The organism is Rothia sp. HMSC058E10 (assembly GCF_001809415.1).
Classification (GTDB): Bacteria; Actinomycetota; Actinomycetes; order Actinomycetales; family Micrococcaceae; genus Rothia; species Rothia dentocariosa.
On the sequence record NZ_KV797600.1, the window covers coordinates 1 to 12,964 of the forward strand.

11 protein-coding genes are annotated in these 12,964 nt (G+C 48.8%); 1 reads left to right on the plus strand and 10 read right to left on the minus strand.

All coding sequences use genetic code 11. The annotated features are described in order from the left end of the window. From HMPREF2609_RS00010 to HMPREF2609_RS00055, 10 genes are all read right to left on the minus strand, one after another. The coding region (locus HMPREF2609_RS00010) for a hypothetical protein (RefSeq protein WP_070534413.1) at window positions 1-1,244 on the minus strand (1,244 nt) is incomplete at its 3' end. Next, window positions 1,237-1,986: a nicotinate-nucleotide adenylyltransferase gene (nadD, locus tag HMPREF2609_RS00015; protein ID WP_037230975.1), complete on the minus strand. Its 750-nt coding sequence runs from the start codon at window positions 1,984-1,986 to the stop codon at window positions 1,237-1,239. The genes nadD and HMPREF2609_RS00010, both read right to left, overlap by 8 nt. A 17-nt stretch (window positions 1,987-2,003) precedes the next feature. Then, complete coding sequence (locus tag HMPREF2609_RS00020; RefSeq protein ID WP_004004816.1) at window positions 2,004-2,234, minus strand: hypothetical protein; 231 nt, start codon at window positions 2,232-2,234, stop codon at window positions 2,004-2,006. Between the two features lie 142 nt (window positions 2,235-2,376). Continuing rightward, window positions 2,377-3,975, minus strand: coding sequence for a GTPase ObgE (gene obgE, locus HMPREF2609_RS00025; protein ID WP_070524069.1), 1,599 nt, complete (start codon window positions 3,973-3,975; stop codon window positions 2,377-2,379). 157 nt (window positions 3,976-4,132) lie between these two features. Further along, entirely contained in the window at window positions 4,133-4,390 is a 258-nt protein-coding gene (gene rpmA, locus HMPREF2609_RS00030; protein WP_004004819.1) for a 50S ribosomal protein L27, read from the minus strand. 40 nt (window positions 4,391-4,430) lie between these two features. Further along, window positions 4,431-4,742: a 50S ribosomal protein L21 gene (rplU, locus tag HMPREF2609_RS00035; RefSeq protein WP_006887214.1), complete on the minus strand. Its 312-nt coding sequence runs from the start codon at window positions 4,740-4,742 to the stop codon at window positions 4,431-4,433. A gap of 311 nt (window positions 4,743-5,053) precedes the next feature. Then, window positions 5,054-6,004 carry an HNH endonuclease signature motif containing protein gene (locus HMPREF2609_RS00040; protein ID WP_070534414.1) on the minus strand — a complete coding sequence of 317 codons (951 nt, stop codon included), beginning with the start codon at window positions 6,002-6,004 and terminating at the stop codon, window positions 5,054-5,056. Beyond that, on the minus strand, window positions 6,004-7,899 hold the full coding sequence (locus HMPREF2609_RS00045) for an AAA family ATPase (protein ID WP_070534415.1): 1,896 nt from the start codon (window positions 7,897-7,899) through the stop codon (window positions 6,004-6,006). Before HMPREF2609_RS00045 ends, HMPREF2609_RS00040 begins: the two co-directional genes overlap by 1 nt. A 142-nt stretch (window positions 7,900-8,041) precedes the next feature. Continuing rightward, window positions 8,042-11,656, minus strand: coding sequence for an Rne/Rng family ribonuclease (locus HMPREF2609_RS00050; protein ID WP_070534416.1), 3,615 nt, complete (start codon window positions 11,654-11,656; stop codon window positions 8,042-8,044). Window positions 11,657-12,125: 469 nt separating this feature from the next. Beyond that, window positions 12,126-12,365, minus strand: a complete 240-nt coding sequence (locus tag HMPREF2609_RS00055) for a nucleoside-diphosphate sugar epimerase (protein WP_246825518.1) — start codon at window positions 12,363-12,365, stop codon at window positions 12,126-12,128. A 159-nt stretch (window positions 12,366-12,524) separates the two neighbouring features. Between HMPREF2609_RS00055 and ndk the strand changes: the two genes are divergently transcribed. Beyond that, entirely contained in the window at window positions 12,525-12,938 is a 414-nt protein-coding gene (gene ndk, locus HMPREF2609_RS00060) for a nucleoside-diphosphate kinase (protein WP_070534418.1), read from the plus strand. The last annotated feature ends 26 nt before the right edge of the window (window positions 12,939-12,964 follow it).

Sequence of the window (12,964 nt, forward strand, 5' to 3'; positions counted from 1 at the left end):
GGCACAGACCCAGTACGCGAAGAAGACACCCGCGATACAGACCCGGTACGCGGTGAGACCTTGGGGGTTGATCCGGTACGATCGGACGCCTGCGATGGTGAATCTGCGCCCATCGGATTCTGTAAACGGACAGTATTCCAGGGGTTTACAACCTTCGGAGCTGCGTCTTTCTGTTCAGAAACCTTGGGGGTTGATCCGGTACGATCCGAGACCTTCGGCATAGATCCAGTACGGGCAGGAATCTTAGGAACGGTACCGGTTGCCGACGGTTTCCGTTTAGCAGAACCGTTCTTTGCCGCTTTCTGCGCAGGAAGAGCACCAGTCTGAGCATGCTGCGCCGAGCTCTTTGCTGTGACGGTATCGTTTTGTTCCTTAGTCTCAGAGCCAGCTTGAGCGGATGCGCTATCTTGCTGAGATTTCTCGTCCAGAACCGACAGGTCAAGTCCCTGAGCATCCATCGCGCGGATGGGCGAAGGAAGGTTCAACGGCACAGGAGCAACATTAATGCGGTTCTCATCGGCTTCACTCTGCGCATCAGCTGTATGACGGCTTTGCTGAGCTTTAGAGTCACTGGGTTTTACTGTAGGCTGCGGTGCAGTTGCCGGGCGAGCCTGCGAGGAAACAGTTTGCTCCTCGGTCTCAACGATCTCAGTATCTTCACCCTCGACAACAGGCTCATCGCGCACCATGTACTGGTGCATCTTCGGGGAATTATCAGGAGAAATAATCGGGATTGACGAGGTGAACGTCAAATCGTCTGCCTCCACATGGAGGGAATCCTGAAGCAGGGAATCTTCCGGCTGTGGCTGAGGAGCAGGCGCCGGAGGCGCGGCAGGTGCAGCAGCTGGCGCAGGCTTATTAGCTTTAACCTCTTCCGGGCGAAGAGCACGCATAGTGCTGGTTAGCGGCTCAGGTTCATGCAGTTTCTCTTCATCATTCGCATTCAGCTTAATAGACCCCTGAGTAGCGAGTGCAGCAAAACGACGCTGTACTGCAAGAACGCGCGGATCTATATCGTGGGTATTTGCCAAAGACCCCATATTCTCAACAGGGTTAGGACGCTCGCCACGACCCATAGCGCGCAGATAGTTCGCCACGTCTTCGCGATAACGTGCTAGACGGCGCGGACCCATCACACGCGTGGGAGGCGGCACCTCAATGCCGTCCTCAGTCACGTATGTTTCGTAGAGGTACGCGTCTCCCTCGCTGTAGGGCTTCTCTTCTTTGCCCTTAGCTTCAGCCATGTAAAACCTCTTGTTCCATTACTTTGTCTTCACTAGTTGGTTGAATATCTGTTGAGTCTTTCTGGCGAGGCAGCCCGCCGCCGTAGTGCGTGGCAGCATCCTCAGGAGAATACAACCGATACTTATTGATGTACTGCACCACGCCATCAGGAACCAAATACCAGATAGGGGCACCCTTAGAGGCGCGTTGGCGAATATCGGTTGACGATATTGCCATCGCGGGAATTTCAAGTGTGGTAATCTGCCGTCCTTCGCCTAACGGAGGATCAAGCTCGTGTCCCGGACGGGTCACTCCCACAAAGTTAGCCAACTCCCACAGCTTATGAGCATTACGCCACGTCATGATCTGGCTAATCGCGTCTGCACCGGTGATGAAGAAAAGATCTGCATCGGGTCGCAGAGCACGTAGTTCATTAAGGGTATCAAAGGTATACGTTGCGCCGCCACGATCTATATCTATCCGGCTTACCGTAAATCGTGGATTAGATGCAGTCGCAATCACCGTCATAAGATAACGATGCTCGGGATCGCTCACGTGCCTCTCCCCCGTCTTTTGCCACGGCTGACCAGTCGGTACGAATACTACTTCGTCAAGATCAAACACCGCCGCAACCTCGCTGGCGGCTACTAAATGCCCGTGGTGAATAGGGTCAAAGGTGCCGCCCATAACTCCTAGACGTACACGCCCAGGAGTTCGCGACGGAATCGACTCAAGGCTGGGCCGCAGAGCTTGAAAAGTCACGATACTTTCCTTAGCGACTAGCGGTTATGCTTCTCGCTATAGCTACGCAGTGCCTGTGCTTCGTCACCCTCCATGAGCTCCGGTGTGTGATCGGGCCGTACAATACCGCGTCCGCTGTACGAGAGAGTAACAAGCAGCAGAACGGTAAATACGACGGCAGCAACGATGCCGTAAACATAGGTCGGGATGCCGTTAAGCATTCCCGCAGTGTGCTCAGCACCGTGAGCTGCTAGGACAACCGAGTTCATGTGTGTGCTTCCTTTCGATGGTTAAGCTACTCTCTATGCTACCGGTTAGGGGCGAAAATACGCGAAACGACGGGCCTATTTATGCGTGATAGTTGAGACATCTTCCACGTCGTCAGGCTGCCTAATTCCCCGGCTTACCGGGCTATTGCTTGGCCTCAGGCATATTAATACCTTCAGCTTTACCTTTTTCCTTGAGCTTACGGCGATATTCCACCGATTCAGTCCACACACCCGCAACGCGCTCTTGCTCAAGCTCGGCGCGAGCCTCTGCTTTTGCATCCATGCGTTCCTTATATTCCTCACGTTTTTGGGCTCGGGTGGGGCGAATAATCTCTTCGAGGCGAGAGTCAGTACCACGAGGGGAAGACAGAAGTTCAGCGCCGCCTACCATAGTGGGTTCCCAGTCAAAGACCACGGAGTTATCATTTTCACCGATAACCACGGCATCTCCGGCACGGGCACCGGATTTAAAGAGTTCGTCCTCAACCCCCAGTTTTGCCAGGCGATCCGCCAGGTAACCAACAGCTTCATCATTATTGAAATCGGTCTGCTGAATCCAACGCTCTGGTTTCTCCCCAATAACCCGAAAGAGCGGCTCCAAATTACGTTCTTCGCGGCGAATAATAAATTCTTGTTTTTTCTTGGAGCGGAATCCCTGGGGGCGAATAACTGGGGCTTCAATCGTAGAATTATCTTCTTGAGTAACACGCTTCTGACGGTCTTCTTCCACAAGGTTTGCCATTGCAAAGATGAGCGGTTTAAGCCCTTCATGGGATGCTGTCGAAATTTCAAAAACTTTGTACCCCATGTTCTCAAATTCAGGTCGCACGAAATCGGCAAGTTCACGCGCTTCAGGCACATCAATTTTATTGAGAACAATGATCTGGGGACGGTCATTGAGCGGCACAGTTACCCCAGCAGTGGGGTCTACCGCATAGTTTTCAAGCTCACCACGAATAACTTCAAAGTCGCTGATAGGGTCACGCCCGGGTTCTAAAGTGGCACAGTCAATCACATGCACTAGTGCGGAGGAACGTTCAACGTGACGTAAGAAGCGGTGGCCAAGCCCTTTACCCTCGGAAGCTCCCTCAATCAGACCGGGAACATCCGCAACGGTGTACCGAACATCACCTGCCTGCACAACACCCAAGTTTGGGATAAGAGTGGTAAAAGGATAGTCAGCGATTTTAGGCCGAGCCGCAGAGATAGCAGCAATCAGTGAAGATTTACCAGCTGATGGGTATCCAACAAGCGCAATATCGGCAATAGATTTGAGTTCTAGGACAATATCGGTTTCTTCCCCCGGAATACCGAGGAGTGCGAAGCCAGGTGCTTTACGTTTGGTGGATGCCAACGCAGCGTTTCCGAGACCGCCCTGGCCGCCTCGTGCAGCAGTATATTCGTCACCCACATGCAACAGGTCGGCAAGCACGTTACCGTCACGATCTTTGACGACGGTTCCCTGAGGTACGGTAAGCACTAGGTCTTCGCCGTTGTAGCCGTGGTGCATATCGCCGCGGCCGATATCTCCATTGGGAGCGTGTTGGTGCGGGCTGTGATGATACTCCAATAGTGTGGTGGTTTGGTTATCAACACGCAAAATCACGTCCCCGCCGTTACCGCCGTTACCGCCGTTGGGGCCGCCGAGAGGCTTGAATTTTTCTCGACGTACAGAGACACATCCGTTGCCTCCGTGACCACCGGATATATGCAGGACCACGCGGTCCACGAATTCTGCCACGGGTGTTCTCCTTCTGGTAAATTCCTGGTTCGCACAAGCCTGAAATACACGAGATTGCTTGAGCTTGGCGAGGGGCGCATCCTCAAGTAGATGCGGAAATCTTATGGTAAGAGGGGGTAGACTTTCGCCTACCCCCTCTTCCTAGCGTGAGCGAGTTTTACTCAGCTGCTGCCAGGATGTTAACGACCTTGCGGCCCTTGCGGGTACCGAATTCGACGGTGCCTGCTGCCAAAGCGAACAGAGTATCGTCGCCACCGCGACCAACATTCAGGCCGGGGTGGAAATGGGTGCCGCGCTGACGAACAAGGATCTCGCCTGCATTGACGGTCTGACCGCCGAAGCGCTTAACACCGAGGTACTGGGGGTTCGAGTCACGACCGTTGCGGGTGGAGCTTGCGCCCTTCTTATGTGCCATTCTGTTTTCCTACCTTAAGGTTTGTATCCGGTGGTTAAGATTACGCGTTGATTGCGGTGATCTTAACGGTGGTCAGCTCAGCGCGGAAGCCCTGACGCTTCTTGTAACCGGTCTTGTTCTTGTACTTCTGAATAACGATCTTCGGACCGCGCAGGTCTTCAATCTTTTCAGCAGTTACCTTGGCGGAAGCCAGGGACTTTGCGTCAGCGGTGATCTTGTCACCGTCAACGAGCAGCAGTACGGGCAGCTCGATGGTGCTACCGGGTTCACCTGCAACACGGTCAAGGGTAATTTTGTCTCCGACAGAGACTTTTTCCTGGCGGCCGCCAGCGCGTACAATCGCGTATGCCACTTTGGGACTCACTTTTCTCGACATCTTGCTTCTTCGTATCTCACACGTGCAGACAGTCTGCGCTTTCATTGCTGTGCGCTCCACGGGTATCTTATCTCTCTTGGTGAGTAATAAGGAGTGGATGCGACCCGCGCTCCTTGTGGGATTGCCCAGTTGGATGCGCGCTCGGTCTGCCGGTGGTGTCTTCCGGAAGTCCTCACTATGGGGAAAACCAGAAGCGGTATCTCCCGCTGACCCTGCGTCGATAGGGCTTCACTGAGATAAATACCAATCGTTAAGGATACTGTATGCGCGGGCTTAGGCGCAATCCTTCAGCGTGACAGTAGATCAATAATATTGGGGTTGGCGGCGAGCCCTGCATAGAGAGCAACGCGCCAGTGGTTTGGTCCATATTTTTTAAAATCTCGAATGAGTTCACTCATCACGTAATCCTGTGGTGAATCTGTACCTATTTTCCGGTCTTCGCCGTAGTCGCTCATAGCTTCTGAAAGTTCTGAAAAAATCCCTCTAAACTCTTCAGTTAGAAGTTCACCAGCACTTCGCTGCTCGACCTCAACTGCATTTTTAAACCCACCAAGTTCAGAGATAGCCCTGTACTGAAAACGCTCTGAAAGATCAAAAAAAGTAAACTGCTGATTGATTCGCTCTAAGTATTTATTGTTACCTCGATAGCTTTCTCTAGATGCAACACCATAAGATATGTCAGGGGCACCCCCACGATCTTCAACCGTACATTTTAGCCAGCGATCGATACCATCCACGGGGAAGTAAGGATGAAAAAATTCATAACTTTTATACTCATCAAGTTTTTTACGATTACATACACCGCAGCAGGGAACAAGGTTTAAAGGCTCAATAGCAAGCATATAAAATACAGATTTAGGGAGAAAATGATCCATTTCGCGCCCCATATCCATATTACAATAAGAGCATAAAATATCGCCCATATTGTTAGACGGTAAGTTATTGTATTTCCCTTGTTTTACCTTTGATTTAAAAGGTTCTGCTTTGTTAGTATCAGCAGAGAACCGATCATACGATTTATCGTGGTCTTCTAGTGTGTCTTTTGTCGAAAAATTACTTTGAATCACGTGTCTACTAGAACGGGATCTATTAAATATATCTTTATATTTTTCATGTCGTTGCTTATATAATTCTAAGGAATCTTTCATCTTCTTATAAGCAAAGTTATTATAAATTTTATTTACATCATTTATCTCAATCAAGTCTCTCCCGTAAGTAATATTTTTATAATTCCACATTAGCGAGAATCCTCAGAATTTTTTTCTTTCAATTCAATACTTTTTCTACGGGAAGAGATAAGGCCGTTAAGAACCATAGAAGCTTCCATACCCAAAGATGTTACACCAATTTGAGAGTATATATATTTTTCTCGGACTTCAGGAGAGAATAACTCATTTTTAGGCAAACTATTAACAATATCCTTGAGCGTCTGGCGGAACCCAGTATTCAAAGGGTCTCGACCAAAAATACGATCAGTCAAAATACCAATGTTTTCACCATAGGTTTCAAAACTTGGTATTTCTAAATTTTGTCGAATATGGTTCCCAACCTCATCAACTTCACGCCTAACAATTCTTACCATATCACTTGTAAACTCTTGAACAATCATTGGAGAATGGGTAGCTATAATAGAAGAACTATATATATTTATATCTTGAAAATCTTTTATAATTTTGATAAGAGTAGTTATATAAGGAGGGTGCAAACTATTCTCTGGTTCATCAATTAAAAGTAGATTCCAATACTGAGTTTTATTGTTTTGTTTAACATAAGGCAAAGAAGAGCATATCACTACAATGATCTCTAAAACTCTCTGTTGACCATCGCTTAAGCTATCAAAAAATTCACCAAACCCAACATCTTTATACAACTGATCTCTATATTCCGTTAAAAACACATCCATAGAAGACTTATCATTATTAATTTTTTCGGACAATGTATCGATTTTACTTACTACACTAATAAATGAAAACAAAGGATCATTTTCCAAAACAGAGAGCATGAATATCAATAAGTTTTTATTTTCTAGAAGTGCACAAACTAAATTTTCAAAAAATTGTTTATGTTCATTATAAGATAACTTTGAATTAATATTAATAACATTCGCATGAAAACTACGCTCATTTTCCAGTACTTTGTTAGAAATAGAAACATTAAGTTCTAGTTTACGGTAATTGTTTGATATATTTGACAGAAAATAGCTTTTTCCTACTCCATTCGCTCCCACCAATATTAAAATATCTTTAGATATATTTAGAAATTCATGGTTCTTATTGTAAAAACAGAATTCATCACCAAAAACCGAAAAAGAGCAGCTCTCCCAAATACTCTCTCTAATAAGAGCAAAATAGGCTTCCTTTATTTCTAAATATAAAGCTTCACAAGTATTAGGGTATAAGTATTCTTTAAATTCTTCACTTGGTATAACTTTAGTTAGCAATGTAAACAAATCAGTTTCATCATAAAAATTTTCTTCAATAGAATCAAAAAGGCCTTGAATATACCTTGCCGCATCACAATTTTCCATAAACTCTTCATAAAACTCGGAGGCGAATATAGATTCAGAAATATATTCAATATGTTCGTGATAATTCGAACGTAAATATTCATCTTGAAGATGCTCTAATTCCCATAAAATCTCCGTATTTATTCTCTCTACTAGTTCAAATAGTAGGAACATCTTACGAAACTCAGAATTAATTTCTTCAAACTTTGGAAAGTCATTAACCCGACTGTTAATACACTCATTTATCTTCTTATAAATATCCATAAGATCGATGAAAGAGTCGTGCATAACTTCTATATATTCTTTGTATTCTGTTTTTTCCAGTGCTTTTCCTAAATTTATATAATATTGCACTGAGTCCCCTAAGGATATCCTTATATTCTTAGACTTGCTAAATCCTACCCAAACGTTACCTAATACATAAACATTCTTACTTTGTGATATATATTTAGCTAGATACTCTACACCTTTTTCAAAAGGCGTTTCAACACCTATTCGAAGATCGGGAAAATTGGCATAGTTCATCGTCAATAAAATAGTATTTGGATGATTATTAATATATTCAATATTGTTATAACGCATTATAGAATCAAACTCTTTTCTATCTTCAATAAATATAACGTCCATTAGAAAACCCCTATTTTAAGCCTGTATTTCAACTACTCTTCTTCTATGCTACCCCTTACCGTTCAATACATACAGTATTTGGGGGTGTGTTCCTGTACAGGAACACACCCCCAAAAGCTTACTGACTAGCAGAATATAGTAACTAGTCTTCCTTACCAACCCGCTTAATATCTGCAGCAGAAACACCGATGCCGAAGAGAGTCGGAGCCTCAGATTCGCCGGGTGCTTTCGCATCTGCCACAGAAGCCGAAGCCACAACCGAACCGTGAGCCGACTCGGTGGCATCCACCGTCACGACCTTCGACTGTACGCCCGCCGACGAAGCAGCTCGACGGGAGCGACGTTTACGCGGTGCAGATGAAGCAGCTGGCGCAGCTATCTTCTGCTGAGAACCATCTTTATCGTTCTGAGTCTCAACCGAGTTAGAGGCAGACCCGCCGGGGGTAATCACACCGGACACACGCGGCGCGCTGCCAATAACACCACTTACACGGGAGGCCGAAGCTGACTCTTCCGCACGTTGCTCCTGCCCTCGACCTGAACGCTCCTTCTCAGAGGAACGGTGCGAACGGCGGCGCTTACGTGGGCTCTCGTGCACATCTTCAACCTGCAGATTCTCACGCTCGGCGCGAGGCGACTTCTGCTCTGCTGAAGACTCGTCACCCTGATTTGACTTAAATCCACCGCTCTCGCTGCGGGTAATGCGGCCAGCCTTCTGTGAGGCACGAGCCTTCGCCTCTCCAGCGCGGATAGCCTCCGAACGGGAAGACTCGCGGGTAAACCGAGCATCATATTCTGGATTCAAATCACGATCGAATGCCCCAGCAAGCTGTTCCAATGTGAAGTCACCCTGCTCACCAATCCAATCGGTCTCAGTTACTTCAGCAACTTTGTCCTCACGGGATGAGACTTCGCGGTGTGCCTTCGCCCCCGCTTTGATGCCTTGAATCTCCTGCTCCAGCGAAAGCTCGGCAGTTTCGGTACGACGAGAGCGCTTACGACGTTTACGCTTCTTACGGTTTGCTTGGTCCTCAGCTTCAAGCTCGTCAGCCGTGTGCGAGGCTGCAGCAATAGAGGCCATAGCGTTGCGGCGCTCTGCCTTCTTCTCGTCCTTCTCTGAGTCCACGCCCTCAGCGGCATCACGGGTATTATTGCGCGAAGCCGCTCGTGAACGCTTACGTTCGGTGCGCTCTTGACGGTGAATGAAATCGGAGGCACCGCCGGAACGTCCGCTTAACGGCTGATCGTGCACCAGCAAACCGCGTCCACCGCATGAGTCACATTGCTCAGAGAAGACCTCAAGAAGACCTGTTCCCAAACGTTTACGGGTCATCTGCACAAGACCCAGCGAGGTTACTTCAGCAACCTGGTGCTTAGTGCGGTCACGCCCCAGGCACTCGATCAGACGACGCAGCACAAGATCACGGTTCGATTCAAGCACCATATCAATAAAGTCGATAACAATAATGCCGCCAATATCACGCAGACGCAGCTGACGCACGATCTCCTCTGCCGCCTCCAAGTTATTCTTGGTGACGGTCTCTTCAAGGTTACCGCCGCTACCGGTAAATTTACCGGTGTTAACATCTACCACGGTCATAGCTTCGGTACGGTCGATCACCAAGGAACCCCCCGAAGGAAGATATACCTTGCGGTCTAGTGCCTTCGCCAGCTGCTCATTAATGCGGTAATGGTCGAAAAGATCATCTTCGTCCTCCCACTTCTGCAGGCGTGAGAGCAGATCAGGGGCAACATAGGTCACGTAGGCCTCAATAGAGTCCCATGCGCTCTGGCCCTGCACGATCATAGAGGTGAAATCCTCGTTGAAGACATCGCGCACGGTCTTAATCATCAGGTCAGGTTCCTGATAGAGCATTTCGGGGGCAAGCACCTTGCGGGAATTCGCTTTTTCCTGAATCTCTTCCCACTGCGCGCGCAAGCGATTAATATCGTGGGTCAGCTCTTCTTCGGATGCGCCTTCCGCTGCAGTACGCACAATCACGCCTGCGCCATCGGGCAGCTTATCCTTCAAAATCTTTTTGAGACGCGCACGCTCAGTATCGGGGAGCTTACGTGAAATACCGGTCATTGAGCCACCGGGCACATACACCAGGAAGCGACCGGGAAGCGAAACCTGACTCGTCAAACGCGCGCCCTTATGACCGATTGGGTCTTTGGTCACCTGCACCAGCACGGAATCGCCCGGTTTAAGTGCATTCTCGATCTTGCGGGGTGCACCGTCAAGACCGGTAACATCCCAGTTCACTTCACCCGCATAGAGAACAGCGTTACGACCACGCCCAATATCGACGAATGCTGCCTCCATGGACGGAAGAACATTCTGCACTTTGCCAAGGTAGACGTTCCCAATCAAGGAATCCTGCTGGGTTTTAGAGACAAAGTGCTCTGCCAGCACGCCGTCTTCGAGAACTCCAATCTGAATGCGCCCCTCTTTTTGGCGCACAAGCATCTGACGATCTACTGACTCGCGACGCGCCAAAAACTCTGCCTCGGTCACGATATGACGACGGCGACCCAGCGACCGGGACTCGCGGCGGCGCGCACGTTTAGCTTCAAGACGGGTAGAACCACGCACGCCAGTCACGGTGTCAGAAGCATGAGAATCTGCAAGGCGAGGAGTGCGGACCTTGGTAACGGTCTCAACCTCATCGTCGGCGTTACCTTCAATTTCTATATCTTCGGTTCCACGACGGCGACGGCGACGGCGGTGACTCGTCACCTCAGCTTCAGCTGCTGCCTCTTCACGACGGCGCTCCATACGGTCGCGGCGCTCTTGTTCCAAACGCTCGGCACGCAAACGCTCACGCTCCACAGCAACCGCAGAAGCAAGCTCAGAAAGCTCAGTGGGTTCGGGCGAATAGAATAGAGGCATAGCGCCCGGGCGCACCGATTCGCGCAACTGCGCAATCTTCTCATTCTGTACGTCACGCAAAGTTTTTGCTGGCTCCGCCGTTTCCTCTTCGTCTGACTCTTCATCTTCGAATGTGCTGGCAGCGCTCTCTTCGTCTGTCGGCTCAGAAGTCTCAGCTTCATCCTCTTCAGCGTCGTAGGTCGCTTGAGGCTCAGAGTCTTCATCGTTCTCTGCCACTAATTCCTCTGACTGGATGGTATGAGGTTCGTCAGCATCTTCGGTGTTTTCTTCCGAAGATATAATGGCTGTCTTATCTTCTTGAGCAGCTTCTTCAGTCTGGGCTTCTTCACGGTTATCAGAGACAGGCTCTGCTACCTCAGCCTGTTCGGCAAGTCCGGACACCTCAGTGTCCACCTCGGGAGAGGCAAGCTTTTCGGCAGAAGAATCGCGGGTTTCAGTTTTCTGAGATTCGGGTTGGGGCATAGTTTCATCAGCTGATGCTGCAGGCTCGGCGGCTTGGGTAAAAAGAGTATTAAGAGTGTTCGCTACTTCTTCGGCAGAGGCCGCAGCCACAGTCTTCCTTGGTGCAGGGGCATGCTTAGCCTTCTGATTACGTAAATCCGTTAACCCAGCCGCAACAGCGTCTTCGGGCGTGGGTTCAGCAACTTTCTTAGCGCGCGATGAGTTTTTACGACGCGGTGCTGCTGATACTGCAGACTCACTATCCTTCAGGGAATCTGTCTGCTTTTCAACCCGGGTATTATTTTTTTCCTGATGAGTTCTCATCGTCTCGCCGGAGACATCCTGTTTATCAGCGAGAGAGATCATATCAGCAAGAACATCCATATTCATGCTAGATTGATGGGCGTTCTTTTCGTCAGCCATTCTTTTCTTTCTTCTTCCTTCAAGAATTTTACGCCGCATCGTAAAACTCTCTACATCAACGCGTTAGCGTGTCATAAGCCTAATTACCAAGAAATACGTGGCTCAAGCCTGCTCTTTGTGTCTGCCTTCGTTTGCTTCCGGGCGTACAAGACGGCGAGCACGAAGTCGGCTTACTCCGCAAATACGGCGGATGCGTTTCTTCATGATGTTCTCGGCCAGTATGTTTAACCGAGATGTCACTAAGATGCCAATGCCTGGGGTCATCATCCGATAAAGTCTTATCTGAACTTTTGCTATGACGGATGCGCGTGCACGTTCTCTCGGTCAATATACTGGGTATCTTTTATGCGTGCGGGGCATAAAAACGTACCGCTCATCATTATACCGTGTGCAATCCAGAACACCCCATACATGCATAAAAAGCGCAACATTGGTGTGACCAACATTGCGCTTATAACGAGAGTAAAACCTAGCCGAGACCTAGTTCAGCATCACGTTTTTCGCGTGCTTTCTGCGCCAGTTTTGGGTTACTAGGCAGATACTCTGGCCCGGAACCTGTGGCAAAGGGAATACCGAGGATGAAAGCGAAAGGAGCTGCGATCAGTAAAATAACCCACACCATCGAGAACTTTCCTGCGGTCAGAAAGAGTAGCGCCGCCAAAAAAATTACTGCTGACGCCAGCATCAATATTGTGCCAAAGCCTTTCACGGATTCTCCTCGGTGATTGAACAATAACGCTACGATTATACGCCTCTTCTTAAAAATTTCGATGGCGTAGATTGGCAGAAGCACACATGTCGGCGCCTCTTTCCCCTATGATATTGAACAACCGCCACAGAATGAACGCAAACAAGATAGAGGAAAATTATGACCGAAAAGACCCTAATTCTGGTAAAGCCTGACGGTGTTGAACGCGGGCTTATTGGCGAGATTTTGAGCCGCTTTGAGACTAAGGGTTACGTGATTGAAGGACTGAAAATGCTTCAGCCCACCGAAGAACTTCTCGCCCAGCACTATGCTGAGCACGCAGGCAAGCCTTTCTATCGTTCCCTCGTGGATTTCATGGTTTCTGGTCCCGTGGTCGCCGCTGTTCTCAGCGGAGATCGTGTAATCGAGGGTGTACGTACAATGCTGGGGGCCTCGGACCCAACGACGGCAGCACCGGGAACAATTCGTGGAGATTACGGACGTGATTGGGATGAGGGTGTGCAAAAGAACCTAGTGCATGCCTCAGATTCCCCCGAATCTGCAGCCCGTGAGATTGCTCTTTGGTTGTCTTAGAGTTGAAACCATATAACAGTGAGGGT

Excerpts from the sequence above, each read along its gene's own strand:
- HMPREF2609_RS00045 (WP_070534415.1), bottom strand. The coding sequence starts at position 7,899 with ATGGACGTTATATTTATTGAAGATAGAAAAGAGTTTGATTCTATAATG.
- ndk (WP_070534418.1), top strand. The coding sequence starts at position 12,525 with ATGACCGAAAAGACCCTAATTCTGGTAAAGCCTGACGGTGTTGAACGC.
- HMPREF2609_RS00020 (WP_004004816.1), bottom strand. The coding sequence starts at position 2,234 with ATGAACTCGGTTGTCCTAGCAGCTCACGGTGCTGAGCACACTGCGGGA.
- HMPREF2609_RS00050 (WP_070534416.1), bottom strand. The coding sequence starts at position 11,656 with ATGGCTGACGAAAAGAACGCCCATCAATCTAGCATGAATATGGATGTT.
- rpmA (WP_004004819.1), bottom strand. The coding sequence starts at position 4,390 with ATGGCACATAAGAAGGGCGCAAGCTCCACCCGCAACGGTCGTGACTCG.
- HMPREF2609_RS00040 (WP_070534414.1), bottom strand. The coding sequence starts at position 6,004 with ATGTGGAATTATAAAAATATTACTTACGGGAGAGACTTGATTGAGATA.